A 25,707-nucleotide genomic window follows, 5' to 3' on the forward strand; every position below is an offset into this window, starting at 1 on the left:
AAGACTTACAAGTTGAACTATACGCAAAGCGTAACTTTGACGCAACCCTCACCAGCACTCGAATCAAGTATTTATTGGCTTTGAGGCAATATTCAACAAAATGCCGACACTTTTGCCGTGACAAGATGTAACTTTTCTTTAATCAAGGGCTGTTCCCGGCGCTGATTCAGGCATAAACCGCTTCTAAAGCCCAGATAATCCGGGGACAGATCGGCTAGGCTATCCACTTGCGCCAGCTGTAGCCCGCCCGCCAGGCCGACATATAAGCCGTGTGCTTTTGCCGATTGGACAAAAAACCCCAGCAGATCGAGACTGATCAATGCTGTTACGGCCTGTGATTTTTGTATGGTGTCTATCATCACCCCCCAGTAACGCGCAGAGGCGAGATCCTGCAGCATAGTGCTGACAGCTGCTGTGCCGGAAAGATGATCGGCGGACAGCACGGCGATAAGTTTCACCCGTTGGGCCAGGAATGCCTTTATCACCGCTGTATATGCCGCATTCGCCCAAATGGTTTGCGGTAGCTTGATCACGTCCACCCCTATATCCAGCCTGGATTGGATCAGCTCACTGAGCGCCTCGGCTGAGCTGCAATCATCACCTATGGTGGCACTGACGATGATGCCGGCTTGTGGGTGTTGCTGCCGGTAACTATCGACGGCAGCAACCATAGCTGCAGACAGCGGGATATCCAGCGCCGCCAGTGCGCCATAGGCAGTTTCTTTCAGGTCTATCAGGCGCACGCCAGCTGACAATACCATCTGCGCTTCAGCGACTGAACTGACACTTACCAGCACTTGCATATGGCTTAGGCCTGTTGTAGGCCGCTTAGGCGTGCCAGATGGTTATTGACGCTATCGACCAGCCATTGCCAGGCTTGCAGCTCGCGCTCGCCAGCGGTTTTATCAATGGCGATCTGCAGGTATTGCATCTCCTGGGTGATCTTTTCAACCGGCAGCATATGCAGGCGGCTGACCAGGACAGCCAGCTCTATCACTGCCGCCTGGGCACGATTGAATCCCATGAACGGGCCGTGCAAGGCACTTTCCAGCACGCTCATCGTCAGCCTGGGCCGCACTTCATCTTCTTCGACCTGATCCAGCTTTAATACATGATGAGTCAGGCAATCTTGCAGGCGTACACAGCCGGCGGCCACCGGCAAGGTGGCAAACTGGGCTTTTTTGGCGATGGCGGCTGCGAATACGCGCACGTCATCGGTCAGGTTCAATACGGCATGCCCGGTTTCAAGGATGTTCTGCAAGGTGGCAGATGGCTTGAACGGCGAGATGATCACTTTGCCATCGAACCATTGCACACCGAATGGCGCAATATGCGTTTCACCTTGTGCAGAACAGGTCGTGACTATGGTTTCGTAAATCATGTGAGTGTTTCGTAAATCATATAAGTGTTTCTTGGATCAGCTTAATTGTAGCAACGTTCATGACAGGTCATTCTACATCCGGCGCCGGTTTAGCATCAGGGGTGGCGCGGGCATTTTCCTGGCGCTCTTTGATTGAAGCTTCTCTGTGCGCGATCTTGGCCTGCCTGTTTTGCGTGATGGAAGCCACGCCCCACTCCAGCATCTCGTCCTGCACATAGCGTTTTTTCAGCTGCCAGGCGATCTGCGCACGCGCCAGCTCAACGCCCAGGTAGAACGCATGCGATGCATCATTCTGCAGATTCAGCCCGGCATAAAAACTGAAAGGGTCAGTGCCATGCTGTATGCCGTCCCGGTTATAGACATGCACGCCCTGCTCGCTGACCATGACGCGGAAGCTGGGGTCTTTGATCTGGCTGGCCAGGTCCATGATCTCTTCAGTGCTATAAGGGAAAGGCTTGCGGTCATGCAGACCGAGTAAGCCGCTGGAATAACCGCGCGGCAATCGTTTATCCTGGCTGGCCCGGTACATGACGCGGCGCGCGATATCGGCTTCGGCGATCGCTTCAGCCGCATGCGGGCTGACCGAAGTCGCCAGCACGGCATTGATATTCAGCTCGCTGATCACGCCAAACAACAGCGCGTTGACGCCGGTGGTGTCGGCATCGGTCAGTTCGGTCAGGTTACCCACCCCCATCATCATCTCTATCTCCGGATAACGCTTGCGCAACTTGTGGTAACGCACGATGGAGTCGGTAAGGCCAAAATGGATAGGGTCCAGGATAGGGTCGGCGATAAAGCGGCGCCCTCGTTGCAGACAATGCTCTATCGCGCGGGTCAGACTGGCGACATTGGTTGGCTTGGCCGGGATCAGGATAGGCGTAGACTCGACTTCATCGGCTATCCACAGATTATTTTCATGCAGGCTGAGCAGATAGTCGGCCCCGGCTTTGCCTGCAGCCAGCAGGTCTTCATCGCGCATGGAGTCTACACTGACTTGAAAACCCTGGGCTTTCAGCGCTTGGATGGCAGCAGACATATGCGCAAATGACTTACCCGGCAAACAACCGAGGTCTATGACGTCGGCACCCTGCTGCTGAAAATGTGCGGCTTTGGCCACGATCTGCTCTACGCTCAGGTCTGGCGCATCGACGATTTCAGCAAAAATGGTCACGCTATGGCGCGTCAGGTCTGGCGCCTTGCCTTTTTGTCCAAAATATTGAGGCAGATCTTTCAAGTCTTTGGGTCCACGTTCCACTGGCACCCCCCACTGCGCCACTAAAGGTTGCAGATCACCCTGGCACAAGCCAGGCAAGATCACTTTGTCGATATTCTCGACTTTAGGCACCCGGCGCGCAATTAAAGATGGGGTCATTAATGCGGCCACCGACACCCCTATGTGTTTCACTTCATATTCAAACGGAGATTGTTTGCTATCGGCGACGATAGACGCCAGCACTTGATGCAGACTGTGTTCTGCCAGTTTTCCGGTTAGGAACAGCAGTTTTGACATCTCGCCTACTCAGCCAGCTGATCAGCGACCTGTATACCCGCGTGCAAATACAACTCATGATACGTCGCCAGACGCTGCATGATGGTAGATTGCAGAGCAGCCATATCCTCCACCACTGTCGTGTCAGCAAATGATTTCAATTTTGCCACATTCTCCAGATCGATCTGGCGCGGGTAGACCTTGACCATATGATCGCGCGGCGCTTCAGATTCGAGCTCAGGCGCTGTATCACAGGCGAACACCAGGCTATGCACACGCGTTTTACCGGCCTGGGCATATAAATTGGTGACCAGGCTATCCGAAAAGCCGTAAGCCATCTTGGCGATGGTGTTAGAGGTGGCAGGCGAGATCACCAGCGTGTGGTAGACGCCCTCGTAAAAGCGCTCTACCGGGATGCTGCTGGCGGTTTTGTCCTGATAGACCTTATGGCCGGTCGCGTCCAGCTGGTCCTGAAAACCATATTGGCGGATGATCTCGGCAGCGGCGCGACTCAGGTAAATATCGACATCCTGCAAGGTCTGCAGGATAGCGAGAGATTCCCGCAGATAATGGCCGGAACCGGTAATTGCCCAAGCCAGTCGCTGTGCGTGCATGACGGGAATCTCTTGATCAGGCAAACGGATGTTGCAAAACTATGGTCTCATCGCGCTCTGGGCCGGTAGAAACGATGGCGATAGGCACGCCGCACAAGGCTTCCAGACGCTTGAGGTAATGCTGGGCATTTTTTGGCAGGCCTTCCCAGGTTTTAACGCCAAAAGTAGTTTCTGACCAGCCAGGCACTGTTTCGTAGATAGGCTCGCAACGGGCGACATCATCCGCACCTACAGGCAACATATCCACTACCTTGCCATCGAGTTTATAGCCAGTGCAGATATCCAGCGAGTCTATGCCATCGAGCACGTCCAGCTTGGTGATGCACAGGCCGGTCAGGCCATTGATGCGGGCTGAACGACGCAAAGCCGCAGCGTCGAACCAGCCGCAACGGCGTTTACGACGTGTGACTGTGCCTATCTCCTGGCCTACGGTAGACATCTGATAACCAGGCACGCCTTCGGTTTCTATATCCAGCTCGCTGGGGAAAGGGCCGCCACCGACACGGGTGGTATAGGCTTTGGTGATGCCCAGCACATAATGCAGCATATTGGCACCGACACCGGTACCGGCCGAAGCTTGGCCAGCGATACAGTTGCTGGAAGTCACATACGGATAAGTACCATGATCGATGTCCAGCAAAGTGCCCTGCGCACCTTCAAACAGCAGATGTTCGCCACGCGCATTGGCTTCATACAAGGCGGCAGAAACATCTGCCACCATAGGTTTCAGCACTGCCGCATGCTGCATGCTGGCATCATATTGCTGCTGAAAATCCACCGCAGTCGCACCCAGATACTGAGTGAGTACAAAGTTATGGTAATCCATCACTTCGCGCAGCTTTTCAGCGAAGCGCTCGGGGTGGAACAAGTCATACACGCGCAAGGCACGGCGTGCGACCTTGTCTTCATAAGCCGGGCCTATGCCTTTGCCAGTGGTGCCTATCTTCTTCTCGGCACTACGCTTGGCTTCACGCGCCAGATCTACTGCAACGTGGTGTGACAAGATCAGCGGGCAGCCAGGGCTGACTTTTAAACGGCTTTTCACATCCAGGCCGCCCTGCTCCAGCGTGTCAATCTCGTGCAGCAGATGCGTGGTATCCAGCACCACACCGTTACCGATATAGCAATTGACACCGTCACGCACGATACCGGAAGGCACCAGGTTCAGTTTATACACCTTTTGTGCCGCGCCCTGGCCAACCACCAGGGTATGGCCTGCATTATGACCACCCTGAAAACGGACTACGCCCTGGGCGTGATCTGTCAGCCAGTCAACGATCTTACCTTTACCTTCGTCGCCCCACTGGGTGCCAATAACAACGACGTTCTTTGCTTGCCTTGATTGTGTCATGTTCAATATTTATCTTGTCAAAAACGAAAATGGGTTGCCAGTTCAAAACCAGATTAAAAAACCAGCTTAAACCGCAACCACCTGCCAGTGACCATCGACTTTTTCCAAAGCACGGTCACAGGCTAATTCAGAATAATCCAGCACTGCATTCGGCAGCGCTTCGACCACCACCTGGCCTTGCGCACGCAAGTTATCCACCATTGCTGCCAGTGCCGCATCGCCAGATGCCGGTGCCAGTATGCCTTTGCTCAGGGTGGCGGGACCCAATGCCTGCAAGGCACCACGCAGATCCAGGCTGAACCCGGTCGCCGGGCGTGCACGGCCAAAAGCAGCGCCGACTTCATCATAACGCCCACCGAGGGCGATAGGGCCGGCATATTCTCTGGCATAAGCGGCGAACACCATGCCGTTATGGTAGTGGTAGCCGCGCAACTCACTGAGGTCTATGGTGACGCTGACTTCATGAGTAGCCAATGCAGTCGCCACTGCGGCCATTTCATGCAGTGCCTGCTCGATCTCAGGCGAGTCAGGCAATACATCACGCGCCTGCTCCAGCACTTCGACACCGCCACTGAGCTGGGTCAGGGCGATAAAGGCTTTGCGTGATTTCTCAGACAGGTTGGCGATCAGCTCCTGCACGCGCGCAACATCTTTGGCCTGCAAGGCGATCTGCAGTTCACGTTCTTGCTGCGTGCCCAGCTGCGCCATATGCGACAGGCTGGCAAAGATCGCCACGTGGCTCAAATCCACGAACAAAGTGCGCATGCCTAGCAACTGCAAGGCTTTCACCATCAAGCGCTGCACTTCGATATCGCTTTCAATGCCGGCGTGGCCGTAGATCTCGGCGCCCAGTTGCAGCGGCTCACGCGTACGTGCCAGGCCGTCGGGCTTGGTACGCAACACGGTGCCTGCATAACAGAGACGCGAAACACCTTGATGGTTGAGCATGTGCGCATCAATACGCGCCGCTTGTGGGGTAGTATCCGCGCGCAAGCCCATCAGGCGGCCGGTGAGCTGGTCCACCACTTTAAAGGTTGCAATATCCAGGTCATGACCGGTGCCGGTCAGCAATGACTCCACATATTCCATCATGGGTGGCATCACGTATTGATAACCATGCACGCGGAATAAATCGAGGATTTGACGGCGGTAAGATTCTAGACGTGCCGCCTCGGCCGGCAACACATCTTCAATATATTCGGGAAGTAACCAATTATGCATGGCGTTATTATACCTGCAAACCCCTGCCTTAGACATGGCTTTAGCGATGGCAATGGCTAGCAATGGCCTGAGCAGGCAATAAAAAAGGCACGCTCTAGAAAGCGTGCCTTTAAAATATCCGGCAGGATAATCAGCGATTAAGCCATAACAACAGCAGGCCGACTGCGGCAGAAACAAAACCGAGAAAACGGATCTGCCCGTCTCTCAGTTGCAGCAGCTTTTCAAAGGTTTGCCGCCATGCCTGCGTAAACAGCAAGGGCATCAATCCTTCAATCAACAGTACGCCGCCTATCAGCCACCACCAGTTCATCATATGCCCCAGGACACTGAATAATCCCGGACGCCGGCCTCAACTATTTCTTACCGGAATTGCGCATGTATTTGAAGAAGTCAGAGCTCTGGTCTATCACCATGACATCAGACTTGCTCTTGAAGCTGTTCTTGTACGCTTCCTGGCTACGGTAGAAGGCATAGAATTCAGGGTTTTTGCCGTATGCCTGTGCATATACTTCTGCAGCTTTGGCATCGCCTTCACCCTTTATTTTTTGCGCTTCGCGATAAGCTTCGGCAATAATCACTTCACGTTGTTTGTCGGCATCGGCACGTATCTTCTCGGCAGCGGCAGCACCTTGTGAACGCAACTCATTGGCAACCGATTTACGCTCGGCTTCCATACGCTGATAGACAGACTCACTGACCTCTTTAGTCAGGTCTACCCGGCGCAGGCGTACATCCAGGATCTGTATGCCCATCTGGCGGCTTTCCTTGTCGGCACGCTCACGCAGGATATTCATGATAGTGGCACGCTCACCTGAGACCACGTCGTGGATATTGCGTTTACCGATCTCTGCACGCAGACCATCATTGACCATCTGCGAGATACGGCGCTCGGCCTGCACCTCTTCACCACGCACGGATACATAGTATTTGGCCGGATCTATGATGCGCCACTTGATGAATGAATCCACCAGCACGTTTTTCTTCTCGCTGGTGATAAAGCGGTCAGGCTCTTCCCAGTTCAGGGTCAGGATACGCTTGTCGTAATAACGGATATTCTCCACCATAGGCATCTTGAAGTAGAGGCCAGGTGTTTTCTTGACTGACACGATCTCACCCAGGCGGAACACCAGTGCAAACTCGCGTTGATCTACCGTATATGCCGATGAAGTGATCACCACCAGCAAGACGAATACCCCGATTAATATACTTCCAATATTTCTCATGTTGTTTTTCCTTCAGGGCAGACTAGCGATATTCGCGATCACGGCTACGCATGGCATCGCGGGTGCGATCCAGCACACCGGCATCAGATTGTGAGGATTCCTGCGCCGGCTTTTCAGCCGCAGGGGCCGCGTTAGTGCCACCAGCGGCGCCAGTCGCGCTCATCAATTTATCCAATGGCAAATAAAGCAGGCTGTTGCCACCCTTTTGATCCACCAGCACCTTGCTGGTGTTAGAAAGGATGTGTTCCTGCGCATCCAGGTACAAACGCTGACGCGTGACTTCCGGCGCCTTGTTGTACTGGGTCAGGATCTGCTCAAAACGGTCGGCGTTACCTTTGGCCTCGTTCTCAACACGCAGTTTATAACCAGAAGCTTCTTCACCCAGACGAGCCGCCGTACCGCGGGCTCTAGGGATCACGTCATTGGCGTAAGCCTGACCTTCATTCTTCTGGCGCTCGAGGTCCTGCTTGGCTTTGACCGCATCATCAAAGGCGGCTTGCACCTGCTCTGGCGGCTGCGCATTCTGCATGGTAACGTTGACCACATGCACGCCGGACTGATAACGGTCCAGCATTTCCTGCATCAGTTTTTTCGCTTTGGCTGCCACTTCATCGCGGCCTTCATAAAGCACGAAATCCATCTTGCTTCTACCAGCGACTTCACGGATGGCGGTCTCGGCAATGCCGCGCACGCTTTCTTCTGTAGAGCGGTTGCTAAACTGGTAATCTTCAACTGACTTGAGGTTGTATTGCACCGCCACTTGCAGGTCTATGATGTTTTCATCATCAGTCAGCATCAGCGATTCACGCGGCTCTTTGCTACGGCCAGACTCACCCTCAAACGAGCGATAACCCAGTTCTATGGTGCGCACCTGTTCAAGGTTGACATTTTCAACCGTTTCAATCGGGAAAGGCAGGTGCCAGCGCGGGCCGGGCGTGGTGGTTTCCACATGTTTACCAAACCGCAACACCACCCCACGCGAACCCTGGTCAACGATATAAAAGCCGGAACCGAGCCAGATCAGGGCCACCAGGCCTAAAATCGGCGCGATAGGCAAAGGTTGAGGCGCAGGGCCATTTGCCTTAGGGCCGCCCTGCCCGCCTTTGCCACCGAACATACGATTCAGCTTTTGATTCAAATCCTTGAACACCTCGTCCAGATCGGGCGGGCCTTCGTTATTTTTATTCCAAAAGCCTGGAAACTTTCTCATTCATGTACTCCGTGTTTTCTATTTCCGGTTAAACGTAAGCACGCTCTTCCGTACTTAGTTTTTTCAAATGTTGTTGATGCTCAAGCAGCGCCTGACGCAGATCCTCTATACCAGTACCATCCCTGGCCGACACGCGTATGGTGCTGATATTACCATACTCGTCCCTGTCGATTCCCGGCGCCATGCCCATGCGGTCTATCTGGTTCAGCACCAGTATCTGCGGCACCTGGGCAGCGCCTATCTCGTTGAGTACGATATTCACCTGCTCTATCTGGTTATCGCGATTGGGGCTGGCAACATCAACGATGTGCAGCAACAGGTCAGCTTGCGAGGCTTCTTCCAGCGTGGCACCAAAGGCTTCTATCAGGGTGGTAGGCAAGTGTTTGATAAAGCCGACCGTATCTGAAATGACCACAGGATAACCTTCAGGCAAGTGCATCTTGCGCGAAGTGGTATCCAGCGTGGCAAACAATTGGTCAGCAGCGTAGACGCCGGAATGAGTCAGCCGATTGAACAAGGTGGATTTGCCGGCGTTGGTATAACCCACCAGGGAGACGGTCAGCAAAGGTGACCGTTTGCGGGCACGGCGCTGCATACCGCGCTGCTGTTTCAGTTTAGACAGCTTTTCACGCAGCTGCTTGACGCGTACGCGCAGCATGCGCCTGTCCAGCTCCAGCTGCGTTTCACCAGGGCCGCCACGCACACCGATACCACCTTTTTGCCGCTCAAGGTGGGTCCAGCCGCGTACCAGCCGCGTTGATAAATGCTCAAGCTGCGCCAGTTCGACCTGTAATTTACCTTCGTGCGATTGTGCACGCTGGGCAAAGATCTCCAGGATCAGGCCGGTGCGGTCTACCACACGGGCTTCGAGAAACTTTTCCAGGTTGCGTTGTTGCGAAGGGCTGAGGTCGTGATTAAAAGCGGCCACTTTACTTTCGCAATTGGCCATCAGAGCTTTCAGTTCATCCGCCTTGCCCGACCCGATAAAAAACTTGGGGTCAGGTGACTGGCGTTTGCCTTCAAGCGTCGCAGAGATATTTAATCCGGCAGTACCGGCAAGGTGGCGGAGTTCTTGTAAACTTTCTTCATAATCAGCATCACCAAAGTTGATACTGACCAGAACGACAGCATCTCCGCCGCTAGGTCTATCAAACATGCATTAAGATTCTTGTGCGGGTTCGTGTGGCCCCAGGCTCACAGGACGGGCTGGAACGATGGTGGAAATAGCGTGTTTGTATACCATTTGCGTCACAGTGTTTTTCAGCAGAATGACATACTGGTCAAACGAATCTACCTGACCCTGCAACTTGATACCGTTCACGAGGTAAATAGAGACTTGAACATGCTCTTTCCTCAACGCGTTCAGAAAAGGGTCTTGCAGCATTTGGCCTTTATTATTCATCGAATTGCTCCTTCATTGTTTTAATCATATATTGGAGTTTTTATTATGTTGAACACCAATCCCTTACAGTGACTATGATTGTACTAATTTGTTCCAATTTCAATGCCTGTACCTTATTTTTTTGGAAATAATGTGCGAATGCGCTGCAAACAGGCGGTTTTGCCCAGGATAGACATCACCTGATCTATGCTGGGTGACTGCGCGATACCGATCAGAGCCACCCGCAATGGCATCGCCAGCTTGGGAAACTTGATCTGTTGCTCAGCAACGACCTGGTTCAGGCCATCGTGTAAATTATCGGCAGTCCAGTCTGAATCTTTAACTTTTTCCAGAAAACTTTCGATATAGGCCGCTGTTTCCGGCACTATATGTTTGCTCGCATCCGCCTCATTGATCTGCGGGTCGCGGTAAAAGAAAGCGATCTCCTGTGCCAGCTGGTTCAGGTTATTGCTACGCTCACGGTAGAGGTTGAGCACAGCCAGCAAGTCCGGCGATTGCGTTTCTGTCACGCCTAATTTGGCCAGGCGCGGTTGCACCTCGGCGGCGATCTGCTCCAGCGGCAAGGTCTTGATATAGTGCGCATTCAGCCAATTGAGTTTTTCAGTGTTGAACTGTGCAGCGGATGGCGTGATATGGTCGAGGTCGAACCACTGGCAGAATTGCGCCATATCAAAGACTTCGTCATCGCCATGCGACCAGCCCAGGCGCGCCAGGTAATTCAACACCGCCTCGCGCAGGTATCCATCTTCATGGTATTGCATCACACTCACTGCGCCATGGCGCTTGGAGAGTTTCTGGCCATCATCACCCAGTATCATGGACAGATGCGCATATTGCGGCACCTGTGCACCCAGCGCCTGCAACATATTGATCTGGCGCGGCGTGTTGTTGACGTGGTCATCGCCACGTATCACCTGCGTCACGCCCATTTCCCAGTCATCAACCACCACACAGAAGTTGTATGTCGGGGTGCCATCGCCTCTGGCAATGATCAGGTCATCCAGCTCGGCATTGGCGATCTCGATACGGCCTTTGACCATATCATCCCACGCCACTACGCCGTCTTGCGGGTTCTTGAAACGCACCACCGGCGGAACATCTGCGGGGGGCTGCGGCAATACCTTGCCTGGCTCAGGCCGCCAGCGGCCATCGTAACGTGGTTTCAAACCTTGCTGCATCTGGCTTTCACGCAAGGCATCCAGTTCTTCCTTGCTGCTATAACAGTAATAGGCCTGGCCTGCATCCAGCATTTTCTGGATGGTGGCCTTATAAGTGTCCATGCGCTGCATCTGGTAGTAAGGGCCTTCATCATGGTCCAGCTGCAGCCAGGCCATGCCATCCAGGATGGCCTGCACGGCTTCAGGGGTAGAGCGCGCAACATCCGTATCTTCTATGCGCAGGATAAACTGGCCAGCGTGACGCTTGGCATAGGCCCAGGAAAATAAGGCGGTACGCGCGCCACCAATGTGCAGGTAGCCAGTCGGGCTGGGCGCAAAACGGGTTTTAACAGCTTGTTGCATGATGACTCTCTGAATTCTTAAGCGGGCTATTTTAACATGCTGGCGCGGCTATTGCCCGGCGCGGATTTTTTGCATGCTGGCAGATTGAAGCACAGGGTCAAACGCGTTATCATGCGTCCATGATGCAGTCTACCCCTACCAGCAGCGCTATCCATGTCGGCGAGCTTTACGGCAAACCGGCCATGCCTGGGCAAACCAGTGTGATCTACCATGTGGTTGCCGTACACAAGCAAGGCATCACCTTGCAGAATATGGATAACCCTTTAAGCCAGTTTGAGACCACTGAGAAAAAACTGTTGCAGTCCGGCTATGTCAGGCTTAGCCAGACGCCTTATGTCAACCTGGCCCAAACCGGCAAACGTAAAAACCTGCAGGCTACACTGAAACGCTGCCCTTACACGCTGGATATCTTTGCTGACCGCGCAGACTGTGAACGGCCGCAGCTGGTGCAGGCTGCATAAAGTAGCGGTGGTCTAAGTAAACATTGGTCTAGACAAAAACTGGTCTAGACAAAATAAAAAATGCCGCAATTGCGGCATTTTTCATATTCGCTACAGCGATTAAAACTCAGGCGGCGCGCCTATCAGGTCATGCCCTTGCGCATCTACAATTTGCACATCGACAAAGTCGCCAGGGCTGATGCCATCGGCGTCCTGCAGATAGACGATGCCGTCGATTTCCGGCGCATCGGCCTTGGTACGCGCGATCGCGATCACATTGCCAGCGTCATCTTCAGTCAGTTCATCCACCAGCACGGTTTGCAGGCTACCTATCTTGGCTGACACTTTGGCCGCACTGATGCGCTCCTGCACTTCCATAAAGCGGCTCAAGCGCTCTTTCTTGATCTCTTCCGGCACCTGGTTATCCAGGGCATTGGCGGTCGCGCCATCTACTGCGGAATAAGCAAAGCAGCCTACACGGTCCAGCTGTGCTTCTTCCATAAAGTCGAGCAGCATTTTAAAGTCATCTTCGGTTTCACCGGGGAAACCGACAATAAAGGTACTGCGGATAGCGATCTCCGGGCAGGTCTCGCGCCAGGCCTTGATACGTGCCAGGTTGTTTTCACTACTGGCCGGACGTTTCATCGCTTTCAGTATGCGCGGGCTGGCGTGCTGCAGCGGCACATCCAGATAAGGCAGGATAGCGCCCTCTGCCATCAACGGGATCACTTCATCCACATGCGGGTACGGGTATACATAGTGCAGGCGTATCCACACACCCAGCTCACCCAATGCTTTGCTCAAGGCAGTCATATGGGTCTTTACCGGCCTGCCGTTCCAGAAACCGCTACGGAACTTCATATCCACGCCATAGGCCGAGGTGTCTTGCGAGATCACCAGTATCTCCGAAACCCCGGCATTGACCAGGTTCTCGGCTTCGTTCATGACATCGCCTATAGGGCGGCTGACCAGGTCACCACGCATGCTGGGGATAATGCAGAAACTGCATCTGTGGTTACAGCCTTCAGAGATCTTCAGGTAGGCATAATGCTTGGGCGTCAGGCGCACGCCTTGTGGCGGCACCAGGTCGGTATACGGGTCATGCGGTTTGGGTAAATGCGTGTGCACATGGCCCATCACTTCTTCCAGTGCATGCGGGCCGGTCACCGCCAGCACGCTGGGGTGCGCGCCGGTGACTACATCTTTTTTGGCGCCCAGGCAGCCGGTGACTATCACCTTGCCGTTTTTATTCAGCGCTTCACCTATCGCGTCCAGCGATTCCTGCACTGCAGAATCAATAAAGCCGCAGGTGTTCACCACCACCAGGTCTGATTGCTCATAGCTGTTGCTGATCTGGTAACCCTCAGCGCGCAGCTGGGTCAGAATACGTTCTGAATCCGAGCCTGCCTTGGGGCAGCCCAGTGAAACAAAACCAACTTTAGGCATACTCTGCATAAATAAAACCTTTTAACCTTCTACCAGGAATTTGGTGATAGCGACCGAAGCCACACCCAATGTGATCAATAACAGTTGTAACAGCGTATCGCGCATGGCGGTGCGCTTGTGCAAGCCGGGGATCAGGTCTGCCACCGCCACATACAACATGCTCGAAGCCGCCAGGCTCAGGATATATGGCACCCAGTGCTGCACCATATTCAGCCCGGCATAAGCGATCAGGCCACCCGCCAGCGTCGCCAGGCTAGAGGCGATATTGAACAGGAATGCCTTGCGCTTGCTGTAGCCTGAATGTAACAAAATCAGAAAATCGCCGACTTCCTGCGGGATCTCGTGCGCGATGATCGCCAGCGCAGTCACCAAGCCCACCTGCATATCGACCATAAAAGCGGCACAGATCAGCACACCATCGACAAAGTTATGAAAGGTGTCGCCTATCATGATCATCATGCCGCTGCGGCCATCATCATGATGGTGGTGGTGACTCAGCACCTGCGGCGTTTCGGCTGGCAGCGGCCGGAATTTGATCGCGCCCTGCGGCACTTTCACTTTTTGTGCCGAGGCTTTTCCGGGGTGCAGTTCCGGGCAATGCGCTTCGTCATGCATGGCATGCATCTCACAGTGCTCACCGTGACAGTGCCGCCATAACACCAGTTTTTCCAGCGCAAAAAACAGCAAGATACCGAACAGCATGGTAGCTGTCATCGCCTCTATATTCGGGCTGGTTTCAATCGCGTGCGGCAATATCTCGAGGAACACCGCCGCCAGCAAAGCGCCTATCGCATAACTGACCAGCAGCGGCACCCAGTGCTTTCTGGCGTTGAGTGCAAACAGGGCCGCGATAGACACACTCAGCACGCCACCGGCCAGGCAGGCGATCACCATCCCGGTCAGGGGTGACATGGTTGCCAGGCTGGCGGTCAGATCGGCTGATAAATTAATCATGCGTACCTTGTAGAAATAAGGCGCGCATTATACGCGAGTTCTGGCAAAAATGAGCAGAAACAATCAGTTATCATCAATGCCGGCCTGTGGATCATATGAACTGCGCAATCACATAGCCTATGACTATGCCTATCATCAGCGCCATGGTCAGACCACGGTAAGTCAGCACATCTTTTGAATAACCACGCCGGATAGCGACGAAAGAAATAATGTAACCCAGCGCATTCAGCAACCAGATAAAACCAAAGCTCAGCACTTTGACGATGATGGGCCCGACCACGGGCAACAAAGCGATCAAACCCATGATCCAGACAAACACGCCGGAAACCAGGCCGACCAGCACAGTCACCCCGGCCAGCATTTTCACGTCCCAGCCCTGATGCAGGCCCCACCAGACAAAGCCGGTGATGAATACTGCCACCGGCAGCATCTGTTTCCAGTCCTGCCAGTGCCAGCTGCGGTCGCTATCTACCGGCCTGGCCGGGGGGCGGCGCACCCTATGCTGTTTCATGATTGAATACCCTGGTTGCCAGCGATCAGTGCCGGCAAGTCACCAACCGCGGTGCAGCTTTGCCAATGCGGTTTTTTCTGGGCCGCATCGGCGGCGTAGCCCCAGGTCACCAGCACGAAGTCCATCTGCTGCGCATCCGCCGCCAGGCCGTCTTCGAGGCGGTCGCCTATATACAGGCATTCTTCTACCGGCAGTGCCAGGTCCTGCACTATGCGGCCTATCATATCGGATTTGCGGCTCAGGGCGGGCTGAAAATAATCCAGCGCAAACACGTCCTGAAACAACGGCTCCCATTGCAGATGGCGGATGATCTTTTCAGTCGGGTATAAACGCTTATTGGTCGCAATATACAACTGGTAGCCTGCACCATGCAGTTGCTGCAACAGCTCGCTCACACCGGAAAACACTACAGATTTCAGGTAGCCGCTGCTGTCGTAATGCTGCTTGAATGCTTCTGCCAGGGCTTGCAGCAGTGCATCATCGTCACTGCCGGAAAGTATCTTCAGGCTTTCTATCAGTGGCGGGCCTATCACGTCACTTCTTAATGGCACCTGTAATGGCGTGTCTGTGGTTTTAAAGGCCTGGTCATAGCCTTCGAGGATACTGGGGGCGGAATCGATCAGGGTGCCGTCCAGGTCAAAGATCAGATGTTTTTTCATGGATTTATATTATGGGTCTCAAACTGCAGGGAGTGGGTGTGTGAAGGTTATTGAATTGGAGTAGTTGCCGGGGTATGCCCTACTCCAGCCAGATCATGGTCGCCATGCGCCCGGTTTCACCATCACGCCTAAAACTGAAAAATGTGTCGACCTCATTGTAGGTGCAGCGGCCGCCACCATAAATACGTTGTATGCCTAAGTGGTTCAGCCGTTGCCTGGCAATGGTATATAAATCACCCAGCCATTTTTCGCCATGGGCACGGAAAGCAGTTTCCGCTTGCGTATCCTGCGCCATGAATTGCGCACGCACTTCGCCACCGACCTCAAAAGCATCCGGGCCTATGGCCGGGCCCAGCCAGGCCAGCAAACGCCCGGCTTTGACCGGCATGCTGTTGACGGTGGCTTCGATCACACCGTCACACAGACTGCGCCAGCCAGCATGGATAGCGGCCACTGCGGTGCCCGCCTCGTCACACAGCAAAACGGGCAAACAATCGGCGGTCATGGTCACGCAGACCACATCGCTGCGCGTGGTAAAACTGGCATCTGCGGTTTCCAGGCAACTGGCGGCAGCGGCATCGATCACGCGTATGCCATGCACCTGTTGCAGCCAGACCGGTTCAGTCGGCAAAAACGGGCTCAGCAACTGGCGGTTATGCGCCACATGCTGCGGGTCATCCCTGACGTGGTCACCCAGATTCAGGCTGGCGTAGTTGCCGCTGCTGACACCGCCAGCGCGCGTGGTTTGTAGCGCTTTGACGCGCGCTGGCGCTGGCCAGTCGGGAATAATGAATTCGGGCTTAGGCATCTTCCTCGTCCGCCAGCAACTCGTCATCATCCCAGTCTTCGTCGTCTTCGAGGTCGTCATCGCCCCAGTCTTCATCGTCGTCACCGATAAACAAGCCGTTCTCATCTACATTGAGGTCTACCGGCGACAACGGCTCATCAGGCACTTCGGTCGCACGCATGGCTTCGAGCAAGGCACGCATATCGTCCGCCAGCTCGATCTGCCACTCCATATGCTCATTGGTTACCGGGTGAGTCAGACCGAGCTTGATGGCATGCAAAGCCTGGCGCTTGAAATCACCGATCACGGCGCGCAACTCTGCCGACATCATTTTATGCGGGATGATATTGCCTATGCCGTACAAGGGGTCACCAACCATAGGCGCTTTTAAATGCTGCAGATGCACACGGATCTGGTGCGTGCGCCCGGTTTCAAGATTACAGCGCAGATAGGTGTTGGTGCCAAAGCGTTCCAGCACCTGATAATGCGTGACTGCGGATTTACCGCGGCGTATCACCGCCATTTTCACGCGCTGGTGCGGGTGGCGGCCTATAGGCTGGTCGACCTTGCCGCTACGCCACAGCTGGCCCCAGACGATGGCACGGTATTCGCGCTTGACCGAATGCGCCTGCAACTGGCGTACCAGGCTGGTTTGCGCCTCCAGCGTTTTCGCTACCACCAGCAAGCCGCTGGTATCTTTATCCAGCCGGTGCACTATGCCGGCACGCGGCACTTCCTTAAGTTGCGGCCGGTGAAACAGCAAAGCATTGAGCAAAGTGCCGCTCCAGTTTCCGGCGGCCGGGTGCACCACCAGGCCGGCCGGCTTGTTGATCACGATCAGGGCATCATCTTCGTAAACGATATCCAGCGGGATATCTTCCGGCTCAAATGCGTTGTCCTGTGCATTTACTGGCGGCGTCACTGCAATGTTTTCGCCACCCCAGACCTTGGTTTTTGCGGTGGGGGCCTTGCCATCCAGCAACACCAGGCCCTCTTTGATCCAGGCCTGTAACCGGCTACGAGAATGGTCGGGCAGCATTTGCTGCAAAACCAGATCCAGCCGCTGCCCACCAAGGTTGGTAGGCACGACCAGATGTAAGGAAGCGCTTTCTTTCATATTTTCAAACGGCATCAGTTATAATGCCCTGAGTTTCCTTATATATAACGATATTGAACAACATGCTTCGCATTTTACCGCTTAACGCCCTGCTCACGCGCGCTTTTATTTTTTTCGCCGCGCTCACCCTCAGTGCTTGTGCTATTTTCGGCGACCCGAATCCGCTGGACGAAACCAAAGGCTGGCCTGAACAGCGCCTGTACGCCGCCGGTCAGGAGAAAATGGCGGATAAAAACTACGATAAGGCAATCGATTACTTTCAAAAGCTCGAAGCGCGTTATCCGCACGGGGCTTATGCCACCCAGGCCCAGCTTGAAGTCGCTTACGCCTACTACAAAAAATCAGAACCGGTGCTGTGTCTGTCTGCTGTTGACCGCTTTATTAAACTGCACCCTAACCACCCTAACCTGGATTACGCCTACTACCTCAAAGGTCTGGCGACGTTTAACGAACGTGGCATTATCGAAAAATACACCAAGCAGGAAATCAACGACCGCGACCCTAAGACCCTGCGCGTCTCATTCAATGCCTTTAAAGAGCTGGTCGAGCGCTTTCCTAATAGCCGTTACGTCAAAGACTCCACCCAGCGCATGATCTACCTGGTCAACACCCTGGCCATGCACGAGATGCACGTTGCGCGTTATTACATGCAGCGCAAAGCCTATGTCGCCGCCGTCAACCGTACCAAATACGTGCTCGAGACCTACCCTAACTCCAACGCGGTTGAAGATGCACTGGTGACCATGATCAGCGCCTACGACGCCATGAACCTGGACGACCTCAAGGCTGACACCCTGCGCGTGCTCAAAAGCAACTACCCTGAGAACCCTATGGTCAGCGGCAAGATCACCGAGGACGAAAAAGTGTGGTGGAAATTCTGGGAAAGCCTGTACCAGTAATGCCTTAAGGCTATGCCGGTCTACAAAAAAAGCGCTCATAACATGAGCGCTTTTTATTTGGCATAGGCAAGTTTGATAGGCGGTTTATACCTGCTTGCGAACCGGCGGTTTTGCCGTAGTGACATCCGCAGCAAAAGCCTCCAGCTCAAAAGGATTGTCGTAATACATGTGCCGCCCGCGCAACTTTTGCCACAGCCCGGCCAACAGATAGGCGGGAATAAACAATATTCCCCAGCGCTCAGCCTGCCGCACATGCACATGCTCATGCGGGCGCAACTGCTCCAGCCGGCTGGCTGAAAACCCCATGATCACATGACCCAAGGCAATAGCAGCAAACCCCCGCCGCATAAACCATAGTGCCAGCTTGCCACCATGCACCTCAAGCACGCCGTGCGCCACCCGCAGCCTGGCGCCAAACGACAGCCAGAGCACGGCCGCCAGCAGCCCCACCAGTGTCGTAGGCAAGGCCCATAACAAAATCAGAAAACGCATAAACCGGGCATCCTTTATTCAACTGATACGCTTGCAACTGATACGTTGATACGTGAGCCTGCTTGCCTGAGCAGCTAGTCTCGAATATCTCAGCAATATATCGCATTCATAGATTTCGCGCTGTTCAATATGCGATGCCTTATGTTTCCAGATGAAAGTCTGGCGACAACATCAAAGCACACGCTTTAATCCTGTTCCAGTTAAGCTAAACGCAGCAAGGATATAGCTAGTCATAGATTGCTTGCTGGATAGAGCCCTTTTTCTAACCAAACTTCAATCCAATTCCGGCTAAGCGCTATATTTATGCCGACCGCACATATTGACAGCCCTATCACCCGCCACTTATCATGTTGAGAATAATTATCATTAGTAATGATTCCCCTCATGTCCATTGTGGATGCGCCACCGCAACAAGAAGTTCATACGCTATACCATACGCATCACGCCTGGCTGGTCAGTTGGTTAAAGCGGCGTTTAGGCTGCATCCACCATGCCAATGACCTGGCCCATGATACCTTTGTGCGGTTGATCAGCAAATCACTCGGCACCGCCCACCTCGATGAACCGCGAGCTTTTTTAACCACCATCGCGCATGGCCTGATGGTAGACCAGTTTAGACGCAAGGCTGTAGAGCAGGCCTACCTGCAGGCGCTGATGCATCTGCCTGAAGCCATGGCGCCTTCGCCTGAAGAACAGCTGGCCCTGTTGCAAACCCTGTTGCAGATAGATCAGTTGCTACACGGGCTGAAACCGGTGGTGCGCTCGGTTTTCCTGCTGTCCAAGCTGCAGGGCCTGACCTATATCGAGATCGCGGCAACGCTCAAGATCTCACTGCGTAGCGTAGAAACACATATGGCGTTCGCCTTACACCATGTGCTGCTGTCACGCAGCCGTTGAATCACAGTGTATCCATTCGCGCTATGTCTAACTCACACGCTCAAGCCTTGAACGATCCCCAGCCTATCCCGCCGGCGGTGATGCAAGAACGATCGCCTGGTCAGTCAAACTCAGCTCAGGCACAGCCAGCGCACAAGACCAGCAGGATTTTGAGCAATGGCGCGCCAGTGACACTATGCATGAGAGCGCCTGGCAGGCCTTGCATGCGCTGGAACAGACGCTGAATGCGGTTCCGGCAAGCTCAAAATCGCTGCTCACCCAGAGTATCGCCCTGGCCGACCAACAATCGCAACGTGCTACAAAACGCCAGGGCAGGTTCAAGCAGCTGGGCATAGGCGCGATCGCGCTGTTCACGCTTGCCGTGCTGGTCAACCAGTTTGCTCCGTGGCAACAACAAGCACATTTTGCCACGCCGCTGGGGCAACAGGCAGGCTATACACTCTCTGATGGCACCAGGCTGACGCTGAATACCAATACCAGCGTCGACATTCATTACGCCCTGCTCAAACGTGAGATCGTACTCAATGCCGGCGAGATCTATGTAGAAACCGGCCACGATAGCCAGGCACTGTTGGGTCGTCGCGCATTCTGGGTAAAAACCCGGCAAGCCAGTTTACAAGCCATAGGCACGCGCTTTTCGGTTTATCAGCAAGAAACGGGCACCCGCCTGCATGTGAGCGAAGGTATCGTGGCCATGCATACGCAGTCGCATCCGCCGGTGCGCGCCTATGCGCATGAGTCTTACCGCATGCAGGATGCAAACACGCCACCGCAAAAAGAAGCACTGTCCGAGCAAGACCCCACGGCCTGGCTGGAAGGTATCATCGTGGCGAAACAGATGCGTCTTGATGCACTGCTGGCCGAACTGTTGCGCTACCAGGCGCTGCCGGTGACTTATGACAGAGAGGTAGCCAAGCTCACTGTGTCCGGCGTGTTCCAGCTTAATCGTGCCGACCCAGCCGAACATGCCTTGCAAACTATAGCCCAGACATTACCTATACGCATCAGCAGACGACATGACCAGATCGTGATCAGAAAAAAATAATTTGAAAAAATCTGCGGGTTTTTTCATGGTTATCCGGCATAGGGTTATTTCTCATATTTCTCAAGAGGTTTAACCTGATGCAAGCTAGCACCATCCGCAAAAAATCTACCCTGAAACGGCAACTTTCTCATGCGCTGCATGCCGCATTGCTCACCGGCCTGGCTGGCAGCCTGACCTTAGCCTCGGCCGTGACCGCCTATGCTGAAGAAAGCAAGGTGTATGATTTCCAGCTACCGGGGGGCAAACTGGCAGACGCGCTCAATGCACTGGCCAGGCAATCCGCCGTCACCCTCACCTTTGATGCGGCACAAGTCCAGGGTAAAAGCGTACCCGCGCTGAAAAAGCAATTGACGCGTGAGCAAGCGCTGCAGCAATTGCTCAAAGACACCGGACTGCAAGCCAGATCAGTCAACGGCGCAACCATTATTGTGCCGCGCCCGCTGTCACAGCATACCGACACCCTGCCCGAAGTTGCCGTGCAAGCCAGTCGCGGCCAATCTCCCAGCGATCTGCCGGCGCCATTTGCCGGCGGTCAGGTGGCAAAAGCCAGCCGCATGGGCATTCTGGGCAATGTCGATATTTTCAAGACCCCGTTCAGCAGCCAAAGCTTTACCGAAGAGTTCGTGCTAGACCAGCAGGCCCGCCGCCTGGCGGATATTGTTGCGGTAGACCCTTCCGTGCGTAGCGCCATGGCGGAATATGGCGATAGTGAAACCTATCATATCCGTGGCTTTCCGTTATTCACCAACCAGGTGGGTATCAATGGTTTATACGGTATGACAGAACTGCGCCGCATCGCGCCAGACTTTTATGAACGCGTGGATGTGTTAAAAGGCCCTGCCTCCATGCTCAATGGCAGCAGCCCATTCGGTGTCACCGGCGGCAATATCAACCTGGTCTCCAAACGTGCTGCCGATACCCCGCTTAACCGCTTTACCGCCAGCTATATCTCAGACAGCCAGTTTGGCGGACATCTGGACCTGGGACGCCGCTTTGGTGAAGACAACGCCTGGGGCGTGCGTCTGAATGCCCTGGCCAGAGAAGGCGACACCCCCATCAGCCGCCAGTCCGACCGCATGTACATAGGCTCACTGGCCGTGGATTACCGTGGCGAAAAGCTGACCGCCAGCCTGGATATCGCCAGTCAGGACCGCCTGACCAAAGGCTATTCAGCCAATATCGTCTACAACTCAGGCTTTGCTTTGCCCCGCGCACCACAAAATGACAAGAACTTTGTCAATGACTGGGAGTTCTTTAGGGGTGACTCCAACTACTGGATGACAAAAGTAGAGTACGAGTTTGACCCTGCCCTCACCGCCTATCTCACCTATGGTCAGGCCAGGGGCAACGAAGAATATTTTTATGCCGGCTCGCAAGGCCGTCGCATCATCAACAGTGCCGGTGACTTTACCGCGCGTGCCGGCGGCTACACCGGCTGGTATGAAGTAGCCACCTATGAGTTGGGCGTGCGCGGCCAGCTGCAACTGGGTAGCGTCAGCAACAACTACGCGCTGACTTATACCGATTTTGACCGCACCGCGGGCGGCTTAACGGTCAATGCCATTCCGCAATATACCGGCAATATCTATCAAAGCCCCAACCTGCCTAAACCTACGGTCAATTATGGCCCTATCCCGCAGAATGGTGATTTGCAACTGCATAGCGTCGGCCTGGTCAACACCTTCGGTTTCCTGCAAGACAATCTACTGCTTACCGTAGGTGCCCGCCACCAGTCACTCTACAGCGGCATTTTTGCCTCTGGCGTCAAAGCAGATGCATATGACGAAAGCAGAGTCACGCCTACGGCAGCCCTACTCGCCAAACTGGGTGATTACTCGGTGTATGGCAATTACAGCGAAGGCTTATCCCAAGGTGCAGTCGCCCCCAACACAGCGGCCAACGCTGGCGAAAGTTTGCCGCCCTTTGTGACGAAACAGCAAGAAGTCGGCGTGAAATACAACGCGGGCACATTTGGCGTCACTGCGGCCGTGTTTCAAATCACCCAGCCCAGTTCATTCACAAATGCCGCTAACCGCCTGGTGGCTGATGGCGAGCAGCGCAACCGTGGCCTGGAGCTCTCCACATTCGGCCAACCATTCAGCGGCGTGCGCCTGCTTGGCGGCGTCACTTTTATTGACCCGGAGCAAACCAAAACACAGAGCGGGCTCAATGATGGCAAAGACGCAGTCGGGGTGCCGAAAATAAGCGTAGTCATCAATGGCGAATATGATATTTTCGCCGTTCCCGGCCTGACATTGACAGGCCGTATCTCCGGTTTTAGCGAAGCACAAGCCGATATCGCCAACACCCAGAGTATCCCTGGCTGGACCACGTTTGACGCAGGCGCAAGATATGCGACGCAGATTTCAGGTAACAAACTCACTTTTCGCGCCAATATCATTAACCTGGCAAACAAGGATTACTGGAACTCAGTTTCGCGCAGCTTTATCACTATGGGAGCGCCACGCACGGCACTGATTTCGGCAACCGTTGATTTTTAAGCGTTAGCTGCAATTGATTATGCAGTTTTAAAAAATATGGCAGCTTGTAGCTATTACAGGCTGTCATATTTGCTGATAGGCAAGGAAGCGTTTAGTTTGTTTGGCTGAGAGGCGGCAAATTTTGACTACATTTACCGGGAGTTGTAATTAGGTATTTGTTTGGATGGTTTAGTGCTCTGTTTCAACGTTTTCTTTCGCCTCTAGGCGAGTTACTTTTCTTTGCTTGCCCAAAGAAAACGTAACCAAAAGAAATGCACCCTAGCATCCGCTTGTTTCCTGCGTTGCTCATCAAAATAAGCGGTCGCGAAACTCGCCCTAGCGGCCTGCAAACTGCGCAGGCCACCGCGGAACTCAGACAGTCGCTCCCTTCCTCCTTATTTTGACTCCGCTACTCGGCGCGTCAGATAGGGGCCCAAGGTCAACACCACCACGATGGGCCATTAGTGAAACTCCATGTGCAGCGGGCGCTTAGCAACTATGTAATTGTCGACTTAACCCGCCAACTATCTCTCTGCTTTGCTTTTTTTTTTATTGCCCTAGTCGAGCGGGATGCCATATGTACAGTCTCACCGCTCTAACCGCGTAGTGTCTTTCCGGGTCCCCTATCTGACGCGCCGAGTAGCGCAGGCAGCGTGGGAGGGGTCGGCCAGCGTCTGTTCGAGTTCCGCAACAAGCCACGGGTTGTGTGGCTTGTCAGGGCGAGTTTCGTTGGACGCCCACGCTGACGAGCAACGCAGGGAAAAAGCGGATGCTAGGGTGCCCTTTCTTTTGGTTACTTATTCTTTGGGCAAGCAAAGAAAAGTAACTCGCCGAGGGGCGAAATAAAATGCTAAAACAGAGCACAGAACCCTCAGCATCAAACCATCCAAAGAAATACCGATTAGAAAATCAGCTCGCCCTGCTCTACGCTGCCTGCTGCAGACCGCTGGTGTAAGCGTGGTCGCTTAGCGTGCCATCACTGCCTTGGAGCAAACATGATAATCGCCATCCCCAGCATGGCGACTGCTGCACCTAGCAGGTCCCAGGCGGTCGGGCGTATGCCATCTACCAGCCACAGCCAGACGATAGCCACGCCTATATAGACGCCGCCATAAGCGGCGTAAACGCGTCCGGCGGCCGTGGGGTGCAGGGTCAGCAGCCAGGCGAAGATTGCCAGGCTGATGGCTGCAGGCACCAGCAGCCAGATGCTTTTGCCCTCACGCAACCAGAGATAAGGCAGGTAGCAGCCGACGATCTCGGCGATGGCGGTGAGCACAAACAGCAGTAAGGTGTTGGCCACGTTTATTCCTGCTCTGAGATCAGCAACTGGTTGTGGTCGGTTTTGAGGTAAAAGGTGCCGTTAGCGTCAATCTGGATAGCGCGTATGCGGTAATCGCTCAGCACCGGCTCGGCATACACCAGCGTAGTGCCTTCGCGGCGCACGCGGTACAAGGTGGTGTTGCCCATGCCGGCGACAAACAGATCGTTATCCCAGAAGTCGTTGCGCCCGGTGGGTGGATATTTGGCCAGCGCGCCTATGCCTATCGAAGGCACAAAGGTCATCAGCGGTTTTTCGTGGCCTTCATGGCTGTTGAATTTATTGCCGTAATAGCCGCTCATGCCATCGCGTTCATAAATCGTGCCGTAGCTGACGATAGGCCAGCCATAGTTTTTGCCGCGCTTGATCAGGTTGATCTCATCCCCGCCACGCGGGCCATGGTCGGTGAGCCACAATTCATTGCTTTCTTTATCGTAAAACAGGCCGCCCGAAGGTGAGCGGAAGCCGGTGGCATACACTTCGGCATTCAGGCGCTGCAGATCGATACGCATGACTTTGCCTAATGAGGTGGTTTTATCCTGCACGCGGTCAGGCTTGGAAAAATCGCCTATGCTCAGATACAGGGTGCGTTCATTCTCGCCCAATGCCAGCTTGCCGCCGACCTGGTGGCCGAGGATAGGCTCTTTGATCGCCGGGCGGCTGATGTAGATCTCGCGGTCAAAACTCACTTCGCTGTTTTCTACATCGACAGCAAACTCACTGACAGCCAGGCGCACGCCGTTGGTCACTTCATCCCATGCGGTATACGCCACATACAGGGTCTTGCCTATCAGCAGTGAGTCTTTGACGCCGGAAAGCTCCTTGCAATACACCAGTTGCTTGCTGCTGCTCTCATCGGCCGAGGTATCGCCGCCAGGAATGTATTTCGCCAGTTGCTTGCCGGGTTTCACCAGTTCCAGCGTCTCATTCTGGCGCACAAAATAGACGTCGCCACATTTGCTGATAAACAGGAATAAATGCTTATCCAGGCGCTCAAAAGGACCGCTGGGATAGGAGTCTTCAAAAGGCAGTTTATAGACTTTAAGAGGTTGGGTGCCGAACACCGAGCTGATCCTGGGCGGCTCCGGTTCTTTGTTGGCTTCTTTCTCCGCTTCGGCGGCACCGTTGCCGGATAACAGCAAGCGAGGTACTACGTCATCGCCGGCGTGCGCTGCAGGCTGCAGCATATGCCAGCTGATACTCAGCCATAACAGGGTGAGCAGAAAATATTTAAAAAATGATGGTTTTGTT

General features: G+C 54.2%; 26 protein-coding genes. 5 read left to right on the forward strand and 21 right to left on the reverse strand.

Features of this window, described 5'->3' with window-relative positions; genetic code table 11:
- Positions 1-92 precede the first annotated feature (92 nt).
- From ACFQ1Z_RS04475 to gltX, 12 genes are all read right to left on the reverse strand, one after another.
- The gene (locus tag ACFQ1Z_RS04475; RefSeq protein WP_379055952.1) at positions 93-803 is read right to left on the reverse strand and encodes a (5-formylfuran-3-yl)methyl phosphate synthase; all 711 of its coding nucleotides are present in this window, start codon (positions 801-803) and stop codon (positions 93-95) included.
- 5 nt (positions 804-808) lie between these two features.
- Positions 809-1,381 (reverse strand): DUF447 domain-containing protein, encoded by a 573-nt coding sequence (locus ACFQ1Z_RS04480; protein WP_379055953.1) that lies wholly within the window; start codon positions 1,379-1,381, stop codon positions 809-811.
- Between the two features lie 67 nt (positions 1,382-1,448).
- Positions 1,449-2,891 carry a DUF6513 domain-containing protein gene (locus tag ACFQ1Z_RS04485; protein ID WP_379055955.1) on the reverse strand — a complete coding sequence of 481 codons (1,443 nt, stop codon included), beginning with the start codon at positions 2,889-2,891 and terminating at the stop codon, positions 1,449-1,451.
- Positions 2,892-2,896: 5 nt separating this feature from the next.
- Entirely contained in the window at positions 2,897-3,484 is a 588-nt protein-coding gene (locus ACFQ1Z_RS04490; protein WP_379055957.1) for a flavoprotein, read from the reverse strand.
- Positions 3,485-3,500: 16 nt separating this feature from the next.
- A complete protein-coding gene (locus ACFQ1Z_RS04495) occupies positions 3,501-4,835 on the reverse strand; it encodes an adenylosuccinate synthase (RefSeq protein WP_379055959.1) in 1,335 nt (444 codons plus the stop codon).
- Positions 4,836-4,901: 66 nt separating this feature from the next.
- A complete protein-coding gene (locus tag ACFQ1Z_RS04500; protein WP_379055961.1) occupies positions 4,902-6,056 on the reverse strand; it encodes an ATP phosphoribosyltransferase regulatory subunit in 1,155 nt (384 codons plus the stop codon).
- Positions 6,057-6,186: 130 nt separating this feature from the next.
- Entirely contained in the window at positions 6,187-6,369 is a 183-nt protein-coding gene (locus tag ACFQ1Z_RS04505) for a DUF2065 domain-containing protein (protein ID WP_379055963.1), read from the reverse strand.
- A 40-nt stretch (positions 6,370-6,409) separates the two neighbouring features.
- Positions 6,410-7,279, reverse strand: a complete 870-nt coding sequence (gene hflC / locus ACFQ1Z_RS04510) for a protease modulator HflC (RefSeq protein WP_379055965.1) — start codon at positions 7,277-7,279, stop codon at positions 6,410-6,412.
- Between the two features lie 22 nt (positions 7,280-7,301).
- Complete coding sequence (gene hflK, locus ACFQ1Z_RS04515; RefSeq protein WP_379055967.1) at positions 7,302-8,489, reverse strand: FtsH protease activity modulator HflK; 1,188 nt, start codon at positions 8,487-8,489, stop codon at positions 7,302-7,304.
- Between the two features lie 28 nt (positions 8,490-8,517).
- On the reverse strand, positions 8,518-9,645 hold the full coding sequence (gene hflX / locus ACFQ1Z_RS04520; RefSeq protein ID WP_379055968.1) for a GTPase HflX: 1,128 nt from the start codon (positions 9,643-9,645) through the stop codon (positions 8,518-8,520).
- Between the two features lie 3 nt (positions 9,646-9,648).
- Positions 9,649-9,891, reverse strand: coding sequence for an RNA chaperone Hfq (gene hfq, locus ACFQ1Z_RS04525; protein ID WP_379055970.1), 243 nt, complete (start codon positions 9,889-9,891; stop codon positions 9,649-9,651).
- Positions 9,892-10,004: 113 nt separating this feature from the next.
- Positions 10,005-11,411, reverse strand: coding sequence for a glutamate--tRNA ligase (gene gltX / locus ACFQ1Z_RS04530; protein ID WP_379055971.1), 1,407 nt, complete (start codon positions 11,409-11,411; stop codon positions 10,005-10,007).
- Between the two features lie 119 nt (positions 11,412-11,530).
- On the opposite strand from gltX, the gene ACFQ1Z_RS04535 reads away from it, so the two are divergent.
- Positions 11,531-11,872: a hypothetical protein gene (locus ACFQ1Z_RS04535; RefSeq protein ID WP_379055972.1), complete on the forward strand. Its 342-nt coding sequence runs from the start codon at positions 11,531-11,533 to the stop codon at positions 11,870-11,872.
- Positions 11,873-11,971: 99 nt separating this feature from the next.
- On the opposite strand, the gene rimO is transcribed toward ACFQ1Z_RS04535, so the two are convergent.
- The 6 genes from rimO to rluD form a co-directional block, all read right to left on the reverse strand.
- Positions 11,972-13,306: a 30S ribosomal protein S12 methylthiotransferase RimO gene (gene rimO, locus ACFQ1Z_RS04540; RefSeq protein WP_379055973.1), complete on the reverse strand. Its 1,335-nt coding sequence runs from the start codon at positions 13,304-13,306 to the stop codon at positions 11,972-11,974.
- A 12-nt stretch (positions 13,307-13,318) separates the two neighbouring features.
- Positions 13,319-14,209, reverse strand: a complete 891-nt coding sequence (locus tag ACFQ1Z_RS04545) for a ZIP family metal transporter (RefSeq protein ID WP_379057164.1) — start codon at positions 14,207-14,209, stop codon at positions 13,319-13,321.
- A 133-nt stretch (positions 14,210-14,342) separates the two neighbouring features.
- A complete protein-coding gene (locus tag ACFQ1Z_RS04550) occupies positions 14,343-14,762 on the reverse strand; it encodes a hypothetical protein (RefSeq protein ID WP_379055974.1) in 420 nt (139 codons plus the stop codon).
- Positions 14,759-15,421, reverse strand: coding sequence for an HAD family hydrolase (locus ACFQ1Z_RS04555; RefSeq protein ID WP_379055975.1), 663 nt, complete (start codon positions 15,419-15,421; stop codon positions 14,759-14,761). The genes ACFQ1Z_RS04550 and ACFQ1Z_RS04555 overlap by 4 nt, the downstream gene beginning before the upstream one ends.
- Before the next feature lie 79 nt (positions 15,422-15,500).
- Complete coding sequence (pgeF, locus tag ACFQ1Z_RS04560) at positions 15,501-16,229, reverse strand: peptidoglycan editing factor PgeF (protein ID WP_379055976.1); 729 nt, start codon at positions 16,227-16,229, stop codon at positions 15,501-15,503.
- Entirely contained in the window at positions 16,222-17,340 is a 1,119-nt protein-coding gene (gene rluD / locus ACFQ1Z_RS04565) for a 23S rRNA pseudouridine(1911/1915/1917) synthase RluD (RefSeq protein ID WP_379055978.1), read from the reverse strand. Before rluD ends, pgeF begins: the two co-directional genes overlap by 8 nt.
- A gap of 47 nt (positions 17,341-17,387) precedes the next feature.
- Between rluD and ACFQ1Z_RS04570 the strand changes: the two genes are divergently transcribed.
- Complete coding sequence (locus ACFQ1Z_RS04570; RefSeq protein ID WP_379055979.1) at positions 17,388-18,224, forward strand: outer membrane protein assembly factor BamD; 837 nt, start codon at positions 17,388-17,390, stop codon at positions 18,222-18,224.
- 84 nt (positions 18,225-18,308) lie between these two features.
- Here ACFQ1Z_RS04570 and ACFQ1Z_RS04575 read toward each other — a convergent pair whose 3' ends face one another.
- Entirely contained in the window at positions 18,309-18,716 is a 408-nt protein-coding gene (locus ACFQ1Z_RS04575) for a hypothetical protein (protein ID WP_379055980.1), read from the reverse strand.
- A 384-nt stretch (positions 18,717-19,100) separates the two neighbouring features.
- On the opposite strand from ACFQ1Z_RS04575, the gene ACFQ1Z_RS04580 reads away from it, so the two are divergent.
- The 3 genes from ACFQ1Z_RS04580 (at position 19,101) to ACFQ1Z_RS04590 (ending at position 23,159) form a co-directional block, all read left to right on the forward strand.
- Positions 19,101-19,613 carry a sigma-70 family RNA polymerase sigma factor gene (locus ACFQ1Z_RS04580; protein ID WP_379055981.1) on the forward strand — a complete coding sequence of 171 codons (513 nt, stop codon included), beginning with the start codon at positions 19,101-19,103 and terminating at the stop codon, positions 19,611-19,613.
- Between the two features lie 91 nt (positions 19,614-19,704).
- Positions 19,705-20,658: a FecR family protein gene (locus tag ACFQ1Z_RS04585; RefSeq protein WP_379057165.1), complete on the forward strand. Its 954-nt coding sequence runs from the start codon at positions 19,705-19,707 to the stop codon at positions 20,656-20,658.
- Between the two features lie 77 nt (positions 20,659-20,735).
- On the forward strand, positions 20,736-23,159 hold the full coding sequence (locus ACFQ1Z_RS04590; RefSeq protein ID WP_379055982.1) for a TonB-dependent siderophore receptor: 2,424 nt from the start codon (positions 20,736-20,738) through the stop codon (positions 23,157-23,159).
- A 955-nt stretch (positions 23,160-24,114) separates the two neighbouring features.
- On the opposite strand, the gene ACFQ1Z_RS04595 is transcribed toward ACFQ1Z_RS04590, so the two are convergent.
- Both ACFQ1Z_RS04595 and ACFQ1Z_RS04600 read right to left on the reverse strand, forming a co-directional pair.
- Complete coding sequence (locus tag ACFQ1Z_RS04595; protein ID WP_449288885.1) at positions 24,115-24,438, reverse strand: YnfA family protein; 324 nt, start codon at positions 24,436-24,438, stop codon at positions 24,115-24,117.
- Positions 24,439-24,440: 2 nt separating this feature from the next.
- Positions 24,441-25,643, reverse strand: a complete 1,203-nt coding sequence (locus ACFQ1Z_RS04600; protein ID WP_379055984.1) for a PQQ-dependent sugar dehydrogenase — start codon at positions 25,641-25,643, stop codon at positions 24,441-24,443.
- Positions 25,644-25,707 lie beyond the last annotated feature (64 nt).

Source organism: Methylophilus luteus (genome assembly GCF_042676265.1).
GTDB lineage: Bacteria > Pseudomonadota > Gammaproteobacteria > Burkholderiales > Methylophilaceae > Methylophilus > Methylophilus luteus.

Bases quoted from the DNA above. Each gene is read 5' to 3' on its own strand.
- rluD (WP_379055978.1), bottom strand. From the start codon at position 17,340: ATGCCGTTTGAAAATATGAAAGAAAGCGCTTCCTTACATCTGGTCGTG.
- ACFQ1Z_RS04550 (WP_379055974.1), bottom strand. From the start codon at position 14,762: ATGAAACAGCATAGGGTGCGCCGCCCCCCGGCCAGGCCGGTAGATAGC.
- ACFQ1Z_RS04495 (WP_379055959.1), bottom strand. From the start codon at position 4,835: ATGACACAATCAAGGCAAGCAAAGAACGTCGTTGTTATTGGCACCCAG.
- ACFQ1Z_RS04480 (WP_379055953.1), bottom strand. From the start codon at position 1,381: ATGATTTACGAAACCATAGTCACGACCTGTTCTGCACAAGGTGAAACG.
- ACFQ1Z_RS04490 (WP_379055957.1), bottom strand. From the start codon at position 3,484: ATGCACGCACAGCGACTGGCTTGGGCAATTACCGGTTCCGGCCATTAT.
- hflK (WP_379055967.1), bottom strand. From the start codon at position 8,489: ATGAGAAAGTTTCCAGGCTTTTGGAATAAAAATAACGAAGGCCCGCCC.
- hfq (WP_379055970.1), bottom strand. From the start codon at position 9,891: ATGAATAATAAAGGCCAAATGCTGCAAGACCCTTTTCTGAACGCGTTG.
- ACFQ1Z_RS04535 (WP_379055972.1), top strand. From the start codon at position 11,531: ATGATGCAGTCTACCCCTACCAGCAGCGCTATCCATGTCGGCGAGCTT.
- ACFQ1Z_RS04485 (WP_379055955.1), bottom strand. From the start codon at position 2,891: ATGTCAAAACTGCTGTTCCTAACCGGAAAACTGGCAGAACACAGTCTG.
- hflC (WP_379055965.1), bottom strand. From the start codon at position 7,279: ATGAGAAATATTGGAAGTATATTAATCGGGGTATTCGTCTTGCTGGTG.
- ACFQ1Z_RS04590 (WP_379055982.1), top strand. From the start codon at position 20,736: ATGCAAGCTAGCACCATCCGCAAAAAATCTACCCTGAAACGGCAACTT.
- ACFQ1Z_RS04600 (WP_379055984.1), bottom strand. From the start codon at position 25,643: ATGCTGCAGCCTGCAGCGCACGCCGGCGATGACGTAGTACCTCGCTTG.
- hflX (WP_379055968.1), bottom strand. From the start codon at position 9,645: ATGTTTGATAGACCTAGCGGCGGAGATGCTGTCGTTCTGGTCAGTATC.
- ACFQ1Z_RS04575 (WP_379055980.1), bottom strand. From the start codon at position 18,716: ATGCGTTTTCTGATTTTGTTATGGGCCTTGCCTACGACACTGGTGGGG.
- rimO (WP_379055973.1), bottom strand. From the start codon at position 13,306: ATGCAGAGTATGCCTAAAGTTGGTTTTGTTTCACTGGGCTGCCCCAAG.
- ACFQ1Z_RS04570 (WP_379055979.1), top strand. From the start codon at position 17,388: ATGCTTCGCATTTTACCGCTTAACGCCCTGCTCACGCGCGCTTTTATT.
- ACFQ1Z_RS04580 (WP_379055981.1), top strand. From the start codon at position 19,101: ATGTCCATTGTGGATGCGCCACCGCAACAAGAAGTTCATACGCTATAC.
- ACFQ1Z_RS04545 (WP_379057164.1), bottom strand. From the start codon at position 14,209: ATGTCACCCCTGACCGGGATGGTGATCGCCTGCCTGGCCGGTGGCGTG.
- ACFQ1Z_RS04475 (WP_379055952.1), bottom strand. From the start codon at position 803: ATGCAAGTGCTGGTAAGTGTCAGTTCAGTCGCTGAAGCGCAGATGGTA.
- ACFQ1Z_RS04500 (WP_379055961.1), bottom strand. From the start codon at position 6,056: ATGCATAATTGGTTACTTCCCGAATATATTGAAGATGTGTTGCCGGCC.
- ACFQ1Z_RS04505 (WP_379055963.1), bottom strand. From the start codon at position 6,369: ATGATGAACTGGTGGTGGCTGATAGGCGGCGTACTGTTGATTGAAGGA.
- gltX (WP_379055971.1), bottom strand. From the start codon at position 11,411: ATGCAACAAGCTGTTAAAACCCGTTTTGCGCCCAGCCCGACTGGCTAC.
- pgeF (WP_379055976.1), bottom strand. From the start codon at position 16,229: ATGCCTAAGCCCGAATTCATTATTCCCGACTGGCCAGCGCCAGCGCGC.
- ACFQ1Z_RS04555 (WP_379055975.1), bottom strand. From the start codon at position 15,421: ATGAAAAAACATCTGATCTTTGACCTGGACGGCACCCTGATCGATTCC.